At 52.7% G+C, this 17,143-nt stretch carries 12 protein-coding genes; 5 read left to right on the forward strand and 7 right to left on the reverse strand.

All coding sequences use genetic code 11. The annotated features are described in order from the left end of the window. Positions 1 to 4: 4 nt before the first annotated feature. Positions 5 to 1,192, reverse strand: a complete 1,188-nt coding sequence (locus tag NSS83_RS12295) for a hypothetical protein (RefSeq protein WP_341348321.1) — start codon at positions 1,190 to 1,192, stop codon at positions 5 to 7. Positions 1,193 to 1,396: 204 nt separating this feature from the next. On the opposite strand from NSS83_RS12295, the gene NSS83_RS12300 reads away from it, so the two are divergent. Continuing rightward, positions 1,397 to 1,576: a hypothetical protein gene (locus NSS83_RS12300; protein ID WP_341184254.1), complete on the forward strand. Its 180-nt coding sequence runs from the start codon at positions 1,397 to 1,399 to the stop codon at positions 1,574 to 1,576. 72 nt (positions 1,577 to 1,648) lie between these two features. On the opposite strand, the gene NSS83_RS12305 is transcribed toward NSS83_RS12300, so the two are convergent. The 5 genes from NSS83_RS12305 to NSS83_RS12325 form a co-directional block, all read right to left on the reverse strand. Next, positions 1,649 to 2,545 (reverse strand): sugar phosphate isomerase/epimerase, encoded by an 897-nt coding sequence (locus NSS83_RS12305; protein WP_341348322.1) that lies wholly within the window; start codon positions 2,543 to 2,545, stop codon positions 1,649 to 1,651. A 43-nt stretch (positions 2,546 to 2,588) separates the two neighbouring features. Then, positions 2,589 to 3,611 carry a LacI family DNA-binding transcriptional regulator gene (locus tag NSS83_RS12310; RefSeq protein WP_341348323.1) on the reverse strand — a complete coding sequence of 341 codons (1,023 nt, stop codon included), beginning with the start codon at positions 3,609 to 3,611 and terminating at the stop codon, positions 2,589 to 2,591. 65 nt (positions 3,612 to 3,676) lie between these two features. Next, positions 3,677 to 5,248, reverse strand: a complete 1,572-nt coding sequence (locus NSS83_RS12315; protein WP_341184252.1) for a DUF3502 domain-containing protein — start codon at positions 5,246 to 5,248, stop codon at positions 3,677 to 3,679. A 78-nt stretch (positions 5,249 to 5,326) separates the two neighbouring features. Beyond that, complete coding sequence (locus NSS83_RS12320) at positions 5,327 to 6,223, reverse strand: carbohydrate ABC transporter permease (RefSeq protein ID WP_340938624.1); 897 nt, start codon at positions 6,221 to 6,223, stop codon at positions 5,327 to 5,329. A 27-nt stretch (positions 6,224 to 6,250) separates the two neighbouring features. Further along, on the reverse strand, positions 6,251 to 7,186 hold the full coding sequence (locus NSS83_RS12325; protein WP_036725975.1) for an ABC transporter permease subunit: 936 nt from the start codon (positions 7,184 to 7,186) through the stop codon (positions 6,251 to 6,253). Positions 7,187 to 7,571: 385 nt separating this feature from the next. Between NSS83_RS12325 and NSS83_RS12330 the strand changes: the two genes are divergently transcribed. Together NSS83_RS12330 and bglX are read left to right on the forward strand one after the other, a co-directional pair. After that, a complete protein-coding gene (locus NSS83_RS12330) occupies positions 7,572 to 10,922 on the forward strand; it encodes a cellobiose phosphorylase (protein WP_341348324.1) in 3,351 nt (1,116 codons plus the stop codon). A gap of 29 nt (positions 10,923 to 10,951) precedes the next feature. Continuing rightward, positions 10,952 to 13,117 (forward strand): beta-glucosidase BglX, encoded by a 2,166-nt coding sequence (gene bglX / locus NSS83_RS12335; protein WP_341184250.1) that lies wholly within the window; start codon positions 10,952 to 10,954, stop codon positions 13,115 to 13,117. A gap of 158 nt (positions 13,118 to 13,275) precedes the next feature. Here bglX and NSS83_RS12340 read toward each other — a convergent pair whose 3' ends face one another. Continuing rightward, a complete protein-coding gene (locus tag NSS83_RS12340) occupies positions 13,276 to 14,046 on the reverse strand; it encodes a DeoR/GlpR family DNA-binding transcription regulator (protein ID WP_341184249.1) in 771 nt (256 codons plus the stop codon). 1,203 nt (positions 14,047 to 15,249) lie between these two features. Here NSS83_RS12340 and NSS83_RS12345 point away from each other — a divergent pair. Both NSS83_RS12345 and NSS83_RS12350 read left to right on the forward strand, forming a co-directional pair. Further along, positions 15,250 to 16,218 (forward strand): metallophosphoesterase family protein, encoded by a 969-nt coding sequence (locus NSS83_RS12345; protein ID WP_341348325.1) that lies wholly within the window; start codon positions 15,250 to 15,252, stop codon positions 16,216 to 16,218. Positions 16,219 to 16,242: 24 nt separating this feature from the next. Further along, positions 16,243 to 17,121 (forward strand): EamA family transporter, encoded by an 879-nt coding sequence (locus NSS83_RS12350; RefSeq protein ID WP_341184247.1) that lies wholly within the window; start codon positions 16,243 to 16,245, stop codon positions 17,119 to 17,121. Positions 17,122 to 17,143: the final 22 nt, after the last annotated feature.

A 17,143-nucleotide genomic window follows, 5' to 3' on the forward strand; every position in this document is an offset into this window, starting at 1 on the left:
CAACCTACCGCCCTGCCGTCTCAAAAGAAAACCGCGCTGTCCAGGTAGCGCCTGCATCCTTCGTCACGTAGAGGGTGGAGCTGTTCATCCCCTTCACAGCCATCCAGCCTTGGTTGGCATCAGTGAACGAGATCGTTCCTTCGAAGCCGGGAACCGTCTGCTGATTCTTCCAGCTCTGTCCGTTGTTCTTGGTGACCCCGATACCCACTTGCTCTGCTGCCGGCTGGTATCCTGCCAGGAAGGCAGTCTGTGTGCCGGTCAGCACCATATTGCCGGGGGTGCCCGAAGCGGGCCCCTTCTTCGATACGGCTGCTCCGCTGCCCGGAGCCGGACCGCCGCCCGCGGTCTCCTGGGCAATCACCCGGGTCCAGCTGCCGCCGGAATTAGAGCTTCCGTAGAGGGAATAAGAGGTCTGCGACATGCCGACGCCGCCGTACAGCAGCGCATATACCTGACTGTCCTTGGCGTAGATCTGTCCGTAATTCGCCTCTGGGGTGGAAGCGCTAAGTACCTGCTTCCAGGCTGCTCCGCCGTTAGTTGTCTTCATTACCCGATAGCCGCTGCCGGGAACAACCACCACAGCCCAGCCGTTATTCCGGCTGGTGAATTCCGCTCCGCGTGTGTTGGCAGGCGTCTTGATCAGACTCCAGCTCTCCCCGCCATCCGTCGTATAATATATAGATGCGCGGTTGTAGCCGAAGCCCTGGCTCTTGTCCAGGAACTCTATCCGTTCAAAGGTTACTGCCTGGTTCGACAGCCTTGTCCACGTAGAGCCGCCGTCTGCCGTTCTTAGCAGGTATTTAGCCTGCCCGTCCTTGACGGCAGCAAGCGCCCAGCCGTGAACATTATCCGGGAAATCAATCTGCTGGAAGCTCCACTGTCCTTCATAGATCTTCTGGAAATGGCAGCCGCCGTCCGAGGTTCCAATCAGGAAGCCGTTCCCGGCGGCGCGCCCGACATTCGCGTTCAGAAACTCCACATCCGAGAAGGTGAGCGGAATGCTGTCAGCTCCGCTATGTGCCTTTTGCAAATCCTGAAGCAGCCCGTGATCTCCAGTCCCGCAAGCCGGTGCCGCGGCCGAAGCTGCCGCCGCCTGAACCGGGGAAGCCGCCGCTCCCCAGCCTGACAGGGCAAGTAGACCTGCGGTAAGAAGAGTTACGGTTATCTGCTCTAATCTGGTCGTTCTATTCATCGGTAACACCTCCTAAATATATATTACCCTCTCTACAGAACGTCACTCCGAAGGCACATGAATATGTTACTCCATCTGAGGCCGACTATTCAGGTGTGAAATGGTACAAAACTGTAACCAATTTTGCTGTTAAAATGTCCTATCCATGTTTAATAATAAGTATAGAGATTTACAAGCAATGCATTCAAGGAGGAAGTGGACGGTATGATTAAACAGGATATTCAGCATGCACTTCTCTCCAATCTATGCCAGCGTGTGCACTTGATCAGCGGAGAAACGTATACCGGAAAATGCCAAATCGACCACTCCGCAGATAAACTGCATATTGAAACGAATAAAGGGACCTTCACCGTCCCCTATTGGACCATCAAGCGATTCATCTAATCACATCACTACAACCAAAAAGACCTCACGGCCACATCAGGAGATGTGAATCATGAGGTCTTTCTTTTACACTCATACAACCGGATTGGGTGTCATAGTGCCGCCCCGGCAATGTTTCAGGTAATTCAATGCATGAACCTGGCCTGTCATTTCCAGCTCGTCCCGGTAGACCGGATCATGCCAGCCTTCAATATCAATCGTGCCCTGATAGCCGCCCTGCCGGAGAATCGTGATAATATCCGTCCAGTTCGTATCCCCGAAGCCCGGCGTCCGGTCCCACACATAAGGCTTCGGACCATGAATTCCGTACTCCTTGACTATATCCCAGGCAATCGTCGCGTCCTTGCCATGAACATGGAAGATCTTATCCACCCATTTGCGCAGTTGCGGAACCGGATCAATCAGCGCGGTCAGCTGGTGGGCAGGCTCCCATTCAAGACCCAGGTTATCTGCTGTAACCGCGTTGAACATTTTCTCCCAAGCTGTAGGGTTATGGGCGATATTCCAATCCCCCTTCTGCCAGCTCCCGCCCATCGCACAGTTCTCAAAAGCAATCCGCAGCCCCTTATCTGCTGCCCGCTTCGACAATTCCCCGAACACCTCGGCGAATCTCGGAAGCGATTCGTCAATCGACGAGCCGGGCAGCCGTCCGGTGAAGCCGCCGATAAGGTCCGTCCCGAACAAGTGGGCGTGCTCAATCAGCTGCTCCCAGCCTGCCAAGGTGGCCTCCGTCTCAGCCTCCGGCCCGCCGCCAAGCGGATTGCCGTAGATCCCGACAGCAGAGATGACGAAGTGATGCTCCGCCGCCAGCTCCCGGACCCTGGCTGCGGTCTCCACCAGATCGATTCCGCCTGTCGTCTGCCAGAAATTCAGTTGAAAGGATTCGAAGCCATGCTCCACAATCTGCGGAATGACCTGGACGGCTTCGCCGCCGCGTACAAGCGTCCCTATTCTCAGTGAATCTTGCATGTAGTTGTCAACTCCAGTTGATTTTATAGTCAGCGCCCTGCTGTTACCGGCCCTTAATCATCTTGCAAGAGCCCCGTTTGAGCAATACCGCATCATAGACAATGTGCTGATGGGAAGAATGTTTGGTAATCAGGTCGAACAGCACGCCCACACTGGACAGTGCCATTTCAGTGCCCGGCTGGCTGATCGTATCCAGCGCAGGATGATAGTACTCAGCCATCTCAATACCGTCGAAGCCAATGATGGAAATATCATCAGGGATAGATAAGCCTGCGGTAAGCACAGCTTTGGCCGCACCGATCGCAATCGTATCGGAGGCCGCAAAGATAGCGGTTACCGTTCTGTCACGGTTAAGCAGTCTGCGTGCAGCATTGAAGCCTGAGCTTGGACTGTATTCACAATCCTCTACAAATCCCGGATTATAAGGTATGTTATGTTCTTCCAGCGCCATTTTGTAGCCAAGAAGGCGGCGGCTGCCTGTGGTGTCTTCCAGTAAGGGGGATTTGGCGAGAAAGCCGATGTTCCGATGACCAAGTGAAAGTAAATAAGAGGTCGCCTTATAGGCTTCCTTGGATTCATCGATCGTTACGCTTGAGAAGATGGACGGGTCCACTTCCTGTGAGGTAGTGATGGTCGTAAGTACGAATGGAACCGTTAACTGCTTGAATTTCTCTTCGGAGTGATTATAGGTACCGCCCATGAAAATAATTCCGCTGAGATTCTTCTCCTTCACCAGCTGAATAGCCGCATTAATCTCATCGGTGCCGTCCTCAACCTGATGGATAAGAAACGGATAGCCGCGCAGATTGACCTGACGTTCAATCTCCTTAATCATAATGGAGAAGAACGGGTTAGTGATCCCTTTGACCATGAGTGCAATATTCTTGGATTGGGTTGTTTTCAGATTTCGGGCATTGGAATTGGGAATATAGTTATATTCCTTGACGACACTCAGTACCTTCTCCCGGGTGGCATCGCTCACCAGACCCTTGTTATTAATGACTCTGGACACTGTTGAGATGCCGACACCGGATATCCTCGCGATATCCTTAATGTTTACGTCCACTCTACTCCCCCATTTACAGGTAAGGGAGCTATAAGATATAGCTCCCCTGTAACCTATACATTCTTTTAGTTAACAGGTGTAAATTCTGCCAATTGTTTCTCTACTTCGGCAATGACCTTGTCAACTCCTGCTTTTTTCAGCTGATCGCGGTATTCAGCTACAGCCGTTTTTGGATCTTTGTTTGTTTTACCCAGCATGAGCTGGATACCAAGCTGTGCATTCACGTTAGAGATCGAAGCAATTTCAGTAGTTACATTAGCCGGGTCGAAGCTGAAGCCGTTGTACGGATCATCGATCGCTTCTTTATCCCATGCAGCGAACAGTTCTTTACGGACCGGGTTCTCAGTATCACTAGGGATCACGAACTTATCGTTTCTGAGCGACCAAGCCGAGAAGCCGCCGCCATCTGTTTTCTCATTGAAGCCTGGAGGCTGTTTCTTCACGCCGTCTTCAATGATATAGTGCTTGCCTTCAATACCGTACTGCATCAGATCGTAGTAGCTCTTATCTGTCATGAACTTCTCAATAACCATCAGAGAGCGCTCTGGATTATTGGAATTGGCGCTGATAACGGTTGAGTTGTCTACACCCATTTTACGTTTGATTTTCTTGTTGGCTTCAGCAAAAGTATAGAAAGCTGTAGGAGCATCAGGCAGCGCCTTGATATCTCCGCCATACTGGCCGATCCAGTCCTGGGCATGAGTCAGATAACCTGCAGAGTTCGCGGCTCTGAAGTTGTCTTTGCTGCCGAGGGAAGCAGACAGAACATCTTTACCCCAGTAGCCCTTGTCGCCCCACTCACGCATTTTCACAGCCCAATCCTCGAATTCCTGGGTGAAGGCCGGATGGAATACAGTCTTGTAATCCTCTGGGCTCTTAGTGACCAGGTTCAATTCATTGAGTGAGATACCAGGTGCGTTCAGCCACATGCCTGTAGTATCAACGAGCATTCTGTACATGTTCTGTGCATCCTCAGCCTTACCGTTAATTGGCGGGAAGGATTCATTGGCAACCACATTATCCATGTATTTAACCATATCATCAACAGACTTAATGTCAGTCATGCCGTATTTCTTCAGCAGATCGGTACGGTAGGCATAACCGGCAGGCGTATATTCACTGAAAAGACTCGGTACGCCGTAGATTTTGCCGTCCACCTTGGTGTTCTGCCAGGAGGATTCTGGAACCTCAGCCTTCAGCTTAGGCGCTACCTTATCCAGCATGTCGGTAATGTCAGTCAGCGCACCTTCAGTAGCCAGGGTGTAGTAAGACACAGGAGCACCCGGAGATGCATGCGACAGATCGAACGATTCGCCGGAAGCGAACAACAGCGGATACTTGGTTGCTACGTCTCCCCAGTCAATATATTTGATTTCAAGCGTAGTATTCAGATCAGCCTTAAGCTTCTTGTTAATCTCAGCCAGAATGTCTTTATTGGTAACTCCCTCACTGCCCCACAGGTAGTACGTCAGCTTCGCTTCCTTAGAAGTGTCTACGCCTCCGGAATTAGTGGAAGAGGATGGAGTATTCGACGAACCCGTATTTCCATTTGCATTATTGCTTGACGAACAAGCGGATAGCACTCCAGTAAGCATGAGGACAGCAGCTAGAGAAGAAGCAATCTTTTTACCTTTCATTCGGTAAGCCTCCCTTTTCTTTTCTATATTGGATCTTGCATCTATAACAAACACCCTTCAAATTGAAGCAGGCGTCCATTAACCCTTAACAGCACCGATGGTAAGACCGGTTACGAAGTAACGCTGAATGAATGGATACAGGAGAATGATCGGGCCTGTGGCCAGCACGGCTGTAGCCATTTTGATCGATTGGGTCGGCAGATCGGCTGTATTAATGACCGCCCCCGAGTTGATGAGACTGCCCATATTCGCCTGATTGATCATGCGCTGCAGGAAGTACTGGAGCGGGAATTTGCTCTGAGTGTCCATGTACAGCATCCCGTTGTACCACTCATTCCAGAAGCCCAGTGCCGAGAACAGACCAATCGTTGCCAGTGACGGAACCGCCAGCGGCATGAAGATCCGCCAGTAGATGCGGAAATCGCCTGCGCCGTCAATCGTCGCTGATTCATACAGGGAATCCGGGATTGCCTTCATGAAGTTACGCATCAGGAAGATCGACCACGCCCCTACCACCGCCGGCAGGATCATGGCGAACAGGTTGTCCTTGAGGTGCAGATGCTTAACCATCAGGATGTAAGTCGGAATCAATCCTCCGCTGAACAAGGTGGTGAAATAGATCAGGAAGGAGAAGAAGTTACGGTATTTGAAATCCTTGCGGTTCAGGACAAATCCGGCCATGGACATCATGAACAGCCCGAGCACCGTACCGACGACTGTGATAAAGATCGTTACCTGATAAGCATCCACCAGTTTGGAGGAGTTACTGAGCAACAATTCATAGGCCTTGAAAGAGACCTCATTCGGTATCAGCTTGTACCCCTCGCGGATAATCTCCTGCTCATTCATGAAGGAGGAAGAAATCATCAGCGCAAAAGGAAACACACAGAACAGGGCAAATACGGAGATGCAAATGTAGCTGATCACCTTAATGAAAATGCTGCCTGAATCCTGTTTAATAGTATTACTTGCCATATTAACACCCCTGTTTCTTATCTTGTCTTAGAACAACGCACTATCCGGCTCAACCTTGCGCACAATAAAGTTAACGACAAGCACCAGCACCAGACCGAATAAGGATTGGTAGAAGCCTACTGCAGCACCCATGGAGAAGTTAAATTGTCCCACGAGCGACCGGAAGACATACGTATCTATAATATCCGTCTGCGGATACAGCACGGAGTTTGTTCCAATCAAATTGTAGAAGAGGTCGAAGGAGCCTTTGAGAATTCCGCCCATACCGAACAGGAGGAGCAGAATGAAGGTTGGCTTCAGAATCGGCAGAGTCATATAACGGATACGCTGCCAGGTAGTGGCGCCATCCATATACGCTGCTTCGTAGAGATCATGGTTAATCCCCGTAATGGCTGCCAGATAGACAATCATACCGTAACCGGTACTTGCCCAGATCTTGAACGCTACAATGATGTATTTCCAGATTCCAGCGTCGGAGTAGAACTCAATCTTGTCTAAGCCCGTACTGGTAAGCATCGTATTGATAAACCCGGAGTTGAAATTGAACAGGTTATACGCGAACACGCCGACGATAACCATCGAGATGAAGTTCGGAAGCAGAATAACCGACTGGGAGATCTTCTTGAACCACTTGCCTGCAATCTCCGACAGCATGATGGCAAATACAATCTGGATGATGTTACCTAGTGCAAGGAACACCAGATTGTAGAGCAAAGTATTCTTGGTGATATTCCAGAGGTCTCCGTTCTGAATCAGGAACTCGAAATTCTTGAGTCCGATAAAGTCACTGCCGAAGATCCCTTTGTTGAGCTTGTAATCTACGAATGCAACGTAAGCGCCAGGCATTACCGCATAATGAAACACAGCAAAATACACAATGACAGGCAGCAGCATGAGATACAACACTTTGTTCTTCAATAATTCCCGGACAACATTTCCGCCCGATTGTACAAATCTTGCCAATGAACCCACCTCCAAATTAAACATTGCATTCCACTGCAACTAATTAACCCTTTTCGACCATATAGAAACGTTTCCATTATTTCTTTGTGTTTCCCCTTGCTCAGAGCATACTCCTTCCTTGTATACGCTGTCAAACATTTTTTATTTTTAAATAACAAGTAATAAAATTACATTTCGCTGTACATAATAGATGAAAAGGCGTTTTTTTTATAGATAATTGACTTTTTTCAGTCAAAAGTCTAAACTCGAAATGTATCGCCTATGGAAACGTTTCTATTTATTCTTTACATGGACATGTCAGCCCTTTTTGTGACATCTGATGATGAATTCCCCCGTTCTGATCGATTTCATGTCCTAACTTAAGCACTGGAAAGCGAGGCACGATATGATATTCAAACAACAAATGAACATGATTACCTTAACCCGGGATGACCTGTCGTATACATTCCTGCCTACAGGAGATATTTTTGAATTCACGCAGGGCTCCACTCTAATTAATCTGTTCCAGGGTAATCCGGCAGATGGCTCTTCCAATAATATCTATCTGCGCGTATATAAGGAGCAAGGAATCCAGAGCTATCCGCTGCTGGGTATTAAGGCGGGCTCCAAGCTGTCACGTACCGACGACAACCTGATTTTTGAAGGTTCTATAGAAGCAATCAGCTACCGCGTTACCTTCGCACCGGCCAAGGATGGCATCTGGTTCTGGCAGCTTCAGCTCTCCGGCAGCGGTGAGACTGTAGATGTAGTGTATGGCCAGGATGTCGGCATTGCAGACAAAGGCGGCATTCTCGCCAATGAGCTCTACATGAGCCAGTATCTGGATCACAGCATCTGGGAAGGCCCGCAGGGCTACGCCGTCTGCTCGCGCCAGAACCAGCCGCAGGGAACAGACTTCCCGTATCTCCAGCAAGGTGTAGTCGGCTCACGGGCTGTAGGCTATTCCACGGATGGTATGCAGTTCTTCGGCATTTCCTATAAAGGCAATTATGTGCCTGAAGCGCTTAACGGCAATCTGCAGAACCGTAATTATCAATACGAGCTGGCTTATACCGCTCTCCAGACCGAGACTATGGTCCTGTCGGCTCCGGTAGAATTCGCCTTCTACGGCCTATTCCGTCCGAATCATCCCGCTGCTGTAACTGAGCTTGAATTCCAGGCTGAGCTGCAGGCAGCTTACGCAGAGATCGACTGGAGCGGCAAGGAAGCCGTGCCAAACCGGGATGTCCCTGTACTGAGTGACGATATCGGCAAGCCTTATGTCTCCGCGCAGTGGTCACAGGCCGAGATCGATGCTGCCTTCCCTAACCGGAAGCTTGAGGAGATGGAGAACGGCCAGCTGCTCTCCTTCTTCACAGACGGGCATGTCCATGTGGTTCTGCAGCCTAAGGAGCTGCTGGTGGAACGTCCGCATGGCCATATCATCACCTCGCTGCTGGGCGACAAGCAGGTAGACAACAACCTGATCTCATCCACTAACTATATGTACGGTATTTTCAATGGGCAGACTGTGGTGGGGAATACCTCTTTCCATAAAGGGCTCTCCACGCCGCGCGGCCTGCTGAATATTCAGCGGAACAGCGGTCAGCGGATCTACGTCCGCATGGACGGGGTCTACCGGATTCTTACGCTGCCTGCGGCTTACGAGATGGGCGTGAATTTTGCGAAATGGCACTATCAGCTTGAGGATGATGTACTGACCGTTACCTCAATCGCCGCAGCGGGTCAGCCGGATGTTGCCCTTCAGGTTCAGTCGAAGCTGGGCAGATCCTATGATTATCTGATCACGAACCAGCTGGTCATGGGCGAGCATGAATTCCAGCATCCAGTACGGGTAGAAGAGAAGGACGGCATCCTGCAGTTGCTTCCTGATGAAGCATTACTTCAGAAGCTTCCTTATCCGGGCCTGCATTTCGATATCCAGCTGCCGGAAACTTCCTATACGTATAGTGACGACCGGATGTTCTATGCCGACAAACAGCCGCGCAACGGCACTCTGCTTACCTTGTCGGTAACGCAGTCCTCCGGCTTCCAGCTCGTGCTTCAGGGCAGACTTACAGCAGCAGAGGCTCTTCCGCTGACTGCCCCTTACACACTGGAGAAGGAGCAGGCACAGTATAACGAATTCTACGCTTCGTTCACTTCCGGCTTCCAGCTTGAACTGGATGGAGCCGAGCAGTCACGGATCGATATTCTGAATGAGACCGCATGGTGGTACACCCATAATGCGATGACCCACTTCATCATGCCGCATGGTCTTGAACAGCCGGGCGGAGCAGCCTGGGGTACACGCGATGTCTGCCAGGGCCCAATGGAATACTTCCTGATGACCCAGCATTATGAGCTGGCCCGCAATGTTCTGCTGAAGATCTATTCGCATCAGCTGTGGGAGAGCAAGGAATGGCCGCAATGGTTCATGTTCGACCAGCACCCGGTCCAGGCCCATGAATGGCATGGCGACGTAGTGCTCTGGCCGCTGAAATGCATCAGCGATTACATCATGGCTACCGGAGACTACGCGATTCTTAACGAAGAGATCGGCTATCACCATCTGGCTGACGCTCAGCCAAGCCAGCAGACTGAGACTGTCCTTGCCCACGTGAAGGCTGCCGTAGAGACCATCCGTGAACGCTTCATCCCGGGCACGGCCCTGATCAACTATGCCGGCGGCGACTGGGATGATACCCTGCAGCCTGCCAATGAGGCGCTTAAGACCAAGCTGGTCAGCGCCTGGACAGTAGCACTCGCCTTCCAGGTGATCCGCAATCTGTCCCAGGTGACTTCCGCCGATGCTGAATTCTCCTCCAGCCTGGCAACTATGGCCGAAGAGATGAAGGAATCATTCCGTACCCTCTTGATTAAAGACGGCGTGATCGCCGGCTTCGCTTACTTCCAGGAGGACGGCAGCATTGACTACATGCTTCATCCGCTGGATCAGCAGACCGGCATTCAATACCGGTTATTGCCGATGACCCGCAGCATCATTGCCGAGCTGGTTACACCGGAGCAGGCCGCAGCCAATCTGCGCCTGATCGATGAACACCTGAACTGCCCGGACGGCGTGCGCCTGATGGACCGTCCTGCCCGCTATGAAGGCGGCGTAAGCACCATCTTCCGCCGTGCGGAGCAAGCAGCCAGCGTCGGCCGTGAGATCAGCCTGCAATATGTACATGCCCATATCCGCTATATTGAAGCTTCAGCCAAGCTGGGCGAAGCGAAGCGGGCCTGGGACGGCCTGTTCCAGATCAACCCGATCAACATCCGGCAGAGCGTGCCTAATGCCCAGCTGCGCCAGAGTAACATGTACTTCAGCAGCTCGGACGGCGACTTCCCTGACCGTTACAGCTATCAGGAGAACTTCGACCAGCTGCGTGACGGCAGCGTTGAGGTGAAGGGCGGCTGGCGGCTGTATTCCAGCGGTCCGGGGATCTATCTCAATCAGCTGATCTCAGCCGTGCTGGGTATCCGCTTCAGTGAAGAAGAGCTGATTATCGATCCGGTCCTTCCGGCCAGCCTTGACGGTCTGCGCTTCACTTATGAGTGCTTCGGCAAGAAGATGACCTTCGTCTATCACATCAGCGCAGGTGAGGCCCGCACCCCGGAAGTGCAGGCAGCAGGCGTTGCTGTTACCGGCCAGGTTCTGCCGAATCCATACCGCCCGGGCGCGGTAAGCATTGCCAAGAATCACCTGCTGAGCCTGCCCGGCGATGAGCTGCATATCTATGTAACACAATAACTTTCAGTACGCTTACGAAGGAGTTAGCCATGACTAAACCGTTTATCCAGGATCTCGTGAACGATATGACACTAGACGAGAAGTTAGCCCAGCTTACCCAGCTTGGTCCGTACTATTGGGGTCTGGATGATACCGTGGATTTGACGGGTCCATTCAAAGAACTTAATATCGAGCCGCAGGTGATCAAAAGCATCGGAAGCGTTCTGAACGGCATCGGCGCACGGAACGTCATTGAGCTGCAGACCCGGCATCTGGAATCCAGCCGCCTGAAGATCCCGCTGATCTTCATGGCCGATGTCATTCACGGCTACCGGACCATTCTGCCGATTCCGCTCGCCATGGGCTGTTCCTTCGATCTCGATGCCTGCGAGCAGTTCGCTGAGGTAGCTGCGCGGGAGAGCGCTGCCGCCGGCATTCACCTCACCTTCTCTCCGATGACCGACCTCGTGCGCGATCCGCGCTGGGGCCGGGTCATGGAGACCTCTGGTGAGGACCCTTACCTGAACGCCCGGGTGACCGAGAGCATGGTCCGGGGCTACCAGGGCAAGGACCTGAAGGAGCCGGGGCGGATCGCTGCCTGCGTGAAGCATTTCGCCGGCTACGGCGCGCCGGAAGGCGGCCGTGAATATAACACGGTGGACATGTCCACCGGCGTACTCCGCGAGTTCTATCTGCCAGCCTATAAGGCGGCAGTAGATGCCGGTGTCGCTATGGTGATGGCTGCGTTCAATACCATTGACCGCATTCCCTCCAGCGGCAACAGCAAGCTCCTGCGCGGCATTCTCCGCGAAGAATGGGGCTTCGATGGCGTAACCATCGCCGACTTCAACTCCGTGAATGAGCTGGTGCCCCACGGCGCAGCGCAAGACGGACGTGAAGCAGCGCTGAAGAGTCTGGTAGCCGGACTCGATATCGAAATGATGTCCACCCACTATCTGAACCACGCTGCCTCGCTGGTTGAGGAAGGTCTTCTCGACCTCCGCCTCATCGACGAAGCGGTTACGCGGGTACTGGAGCTTAAGGATGCCCTCGGCCTGTTCGACAATCCGTTCAAGGATGCAGACCCTGTAGCTGATGAAGCCGATAAGCCAAGTCCCGAGCATCTTCAGGCAGCACGCGAGCTGGGCGCCCGCTCGATCGTTCTGCTGAAGAACGAAGGCGGAATCCTGCCGCTTACGCGCGGCATGAAAATCGGCCTCGCCGGTCCTTTCGCTACCTCAATTAATGTTCTTGGCGGCTGGGCCGGTACCGAGAAAGACCCGGCGGTCTCCCTCTACGAGGGCATCACCGGCAAAATCCCGGCAGCGGACCTGCTCACAGCAATGACCGGCGAGCTGGGAAGCATGCTGGAGGGTGTATTCGATGTGGAGGATGCTTGCGAAGCGGCTTACGAGCAGCTGAAGGACTGTGATGTGATTCTTGCTGCAGTCGGCGAGAATCAGCAGGATACCGGGGAAGGCGGCAGTAAAGCCAGCCTGCGGCTGTCCGCCAATCAGGAGAAGCTGATCCACCGTCTCAAGGCAACTGGCAAGCCGGTGGTCACCATTGTGTTCAGCGGCCGTCCGCTGGAGCTTGCGCCAGTGCTTGCGTCAAGTGACGCGCTGGTACAGGCCTGGTTCCTCGGCACCGAGTCAGGGAATTCCATTGCAGACGTGCTATTCGGCGACTATAACCCGTCCGGACGCCTCTCCATGAGCTTCCCTTACTCCGTGGGACAGATTCCGGTGTACTATAACGCTTATCAGACAGGACGCCCTTATGATCCCCAGTATCCGAATGTGCGTTATGTAACCCGCTATCTGGATATTCCGAATGATCCGCTGTTCTGCTTCGGCTACGGCCTGAGCTATTCTACCTTTGCTTACAGCGGCTTCACGGTAGAAGCTGCGGCAGACGGCAAGGTGCTCGCTTCCATCCAGGTGGAGAACACCTCAGAGGTTACTGGCAAGGAGACTGTTCAGCTCTATATCCGCGATGTTACCGCAAGTGTGGTCCGTCCCGGCAAGGAGCTGAAGGGCTTCAAGCAGATTACCCTTGCCCCGCATGAGCAGCAGACGGTATCCTTCGAGATCACCAGAGACATGCTCATGTTCTACGGCCAGGATGATCAGCTCGTGTTCGAGCCTGGAGACTTCGATATCATGCTCGGTGCAAGCTCCGGCGACCATAGCACGCAGCGGATCTGGATCGGCTGATCCTAGTTTTCGCTCCATGGGAAGCTACCCGATAGACATAAGTAGAAACGGCTTTGCCTTCCTTTTGAAGGGCGGCCACCCGTTTCAACAAGAAATAGCGCCAATCCTCCACTTCACAAGTGTAAGGATTGGCGCTATTTATAATGTGCAGCTCTGTGTTACGCCCCGGTCAGCAGCTCGATATCCAGCCGGGCAAAGGTATCTTTCCATTCCGCCGAGCAGCCGCTGTCGGTCAGCACCATGGAGATATGCTCGAGCGGAGCGATCTGGGCAAAGGTAGTCATGCCGAATTTAGAATGATCCGCGACCAGAATAGATTCCTCGGCCCGTTCCATCATTTTGCGGGAGATGAGGGCTTCTTCCAGGTGGTAGTCAGTAATGCCCTCCGAGAGCGAGATCCCTCCGGCAGAGATGAACGCCTTATTCACCTTGAACTGCCCCAGCAGATCATGCGCGGTGCCCCCTACTGCCGCCTGATACCCTGCATTCACCTCGCCCCCGGCAAAAATAACCTTCCCCGCAAACTGCTCCAGCGCACAATTCAGCACGGGAACAGAGTTCGTAATCACCGTCACCTGTGTACGGTCCTTCAGCGCGCGCATAATCTCAAGGGTCGTTGTCCCGTTGTCGAGGATGACCGTCTCGCCGTCTTGAATGAGTGAGGCGGCCAGCCCGCCGATAGCCTGCTTGTCTTGGAGATGTGTCTGGGCGCGCTTCATGAACGCAGGCTCATGGTTCTCCGAGCGGATTCGTACCGCTCCCCCGTACACCTTGCGCAGCCGCCCTTCCTTCTCCAGCCGGTCCAGATCGCGCCGGATCGTCTCCGTCGTCACCCCGAACCGCTCCGCGAGAAAATGCACCTGCACCTTCCCCGCAAGCTCCAGCTGGGCGAGAATCGTGTGCTTGCGTTCTTCATAGGTCAGCGACATCCATGCTTCCTCCAGTTCGTTGTGGATTTTATATAGATTGTACTTGAAATTTGTTCTGTATTGGGATGGCCGTGTCTCCAGAGAGCCGTGTCTCCAGAGAATAGTTGGCCCTCCAGCCACTTTTGTCCCAGATTCCCATGATTCAGCCACTTTTCGCGGGAGAAATCCGGTGACGGCTGCTGCACGAGGTAGACAGGGCAAATGTATGCGAAAAACAGCATACAACCTGCATACGCGAAGGTATCAGGCCTAATGTATGTTAAAAACAGCATACGATCCGTCTACGCGAAGGTAAGCAGGCCCAATGTATGCGAAAAACAGCATGCAATCTGCTGCACGAACTAGTAGAGCATCCGATTAAAAAGGATGGATGAGCATGTTAAACCCTATCCACCCAAAATCTAACGGACCGGAGAGATCTTATCCCCGCGAAAACGCCACTTTTTGCAGCTTAACGGACTCAGGCGACCTTATAGTCTCTCTATAAGACGTTTCGGAGCTGACGTGCAAAGAATAAGGCCTGTGGAGTCCGTTACTCGCCCAATTGGCGACTTTCTTCCCAAATAAGAGTACCTCAGTCCGGTACGCTAAGCCAAACGCCCTTAAGAACAAGGCCCGCTCGGAAAAAAGATGTAATTTGAAGAGGAATTGCGTCTGCTCCACTATTTTCGGTACTATTAGTAAATTCATTTTTTGGTTGCGTCTTCCAAAATGTTGTTTCTAGTGTATTGATGTTGTTTTCACCAGTATATGAATCTGAATTCCACTTGTCAATGCGAGACCCCTGCTACAGAAACATCCTTGGTAGATATGTGAGTTGATATGTGAGTTGATACATGGGTATGGCACACATTGTATTTTATACAGCAGATTACTCCAAAATCGTCCGAAAGGTAGCGCCTGCTGCACTTTGTACACTAGAATTCTGCTAAGAAGAGGTTTTGAAGCTATATTAGTAAAAACTATTGTATGAACTACAGCAGAATGAGTTTTTGCCTAATCTCGCGCTAATTCTATTGCAGAGAATACAATCAGCCATAAAGGAAGCTTGACAGAATAACCAAACGAGCCTAAAATCAACATGAAACAACACAAAGAGACACGAATCAACAACACATCAAGTCGACAACTCTGCACTATTAGATCACCACACGTATTACTGCCATACCCATAATCGGATTGAAAAGAGAGGGGATTTCCCGCATGAACAGTAAATTATCATTTCGGCCAGACGGTACCTTCACCATCGTACAGTTCACCGACCTTCACTGGATGGATGGAAGAGCAGAGGATCAGCAGACCCGGGAGCTGATGGAGCTGGTGCTGAAGGCGGAGCAGCCGGATCTGGTTATTTTCACAGGGGATACGATCTATACGGGTCCGGTCCGTGAAGGCGAGCTGCCTTGCCAAGACCCCAAGCAGGCCTTCCGCGATGCTGTGGCTGCTGTTGTGAATTCCGGTGTGCCGTGGGCGTTCGTATTCGGCAACCACGACACGGAGAACGGAGTGACCTACAGCGAGCTGATGGAGATTGCGCAAGAGTCTCCCCAGTGTCTGGCAGAGGCTGGTCCGGCGGAACTTGCCGGTTCAAGCAATTACGTCCTGGAGATTGAGGGCGCGGGCAACCATGCGGGAGCCATCCTCTATATGCTCGATACGGGTGCCTACTCTCCGCTGGAGCAGATTCCCGGGTATAGCTGGGTCCGGCGCAACCAGATGGATTGGTTGGCAGAGCAGTCTGCGCGGCTGAATCCCGGAGAAGATCAACCGAAGCGGCCTGCACTGGCGTTCTTCCATATCCCGCTGCCCGAATATGACGAGATGTGGAACACGAAGGTTTGTTACGGACACAAGTATGAACGGGTCTGCGCTCCGGTTCTGAATTCAGGGTTATTCGCTGCGCTCGTAGAGATGGGCGATGTGGCAGGCACTTTTTGCGGACATGACCATATCAATGATTTCACCGGCACACTGCATGGCATCCGTCTCAGCTATGGCCGGGCAACGGGCTATAACACTTACGGGCACGACAACCTCAAGCGGGGCGCACGCGTCATCCGTCTAGAGCAGGACCATCCGTCCTTCGATACCTGGCTCCGGCTGGCAGACGGCTCCCGTTGCACAGAACAGCCTGCCCATACACCTACCCCTACTGCCGATTCACAACACTAACTACTCTTGAGGGGCTGACAATCCATGCTGCTGCCAATTCTTTTGGTGCTGGCTTCCGGAATGTGCCACGCGGTGTGGAGCATGTTCACCAAAAGAAGCCTGAATAAAAGCATCTTCCTGTGGTCGATCATGATGGTCTCCACGGTGCTGCTGCTGCCGGTGCTGCTTATCGAGCTGTGGACACAGCCGCTGGCCGCCGGCGCTTACGCTCTGCTGCTGCTGTCTGTAGCGCTGCAGGCCTTGTATTCCTGGCTTTTATCCATAACCTATGAGATGGGCGATCTGTCCCAGATCTACCCGGTGATGCGGGGGACAAGCACGCTGCTTATCCCGCTGATCGGGGTTATTTTCCTGAAGGAATCATTGTCTGTCTATGGCTGGATCGGGATCTGCTGCATGCTCGGCGGCTTCGCTGTCCTCAGTGGAATAGGCGCAAGAAAAAGCCTCCCGGCTTCCTCTGGCTCCGGCCCCGGCACCGCCTTAGGCTACTACACACCGATACTCATGGCCCTCTGCGTGGGATTATGCACTACCTGCTACGTGTTCGTCGATAAGCTGAACCTTCAGCATATGTCGCCGCTTGCGCTGCTTGAGGTGACCAATATCGGCTTCGTTGCCGGACTGACCCCAGCGGTCCTGAGATCGCGGAAGCTGCTTGAAGAGTGGCGCCGGGGCACATTTACCATCCTGCTGGGCAGCGTGCTGAATCCGGGCTCCTATCTGCTGTTCCTGTTCGCGCTTCAGCAGGCACCGCTTGCCCACATCAGCCCGCTGCGGGAGATCGGAACCATATTCGCTACGCTCCTCGGTGTGCTGCTCTTGAAGGAGCGGCAGGGCCTGCGGCGGATGATATGCTCGGTTGTCATTTTTTGCGGAATTTTGCTAATTGGCATCTGGGGGTAAGCAGGATAAGGATCACAGATGT

Source organism: Paenibacillus sp. FSL H3-0469 (assembly GCF_038051945.1).
Taxonomy (GTDB): Bacteria; Bacillota; Bacilli; order Paenibacillales; family Paenibacillaceae; genus Paenibacillus_AQ.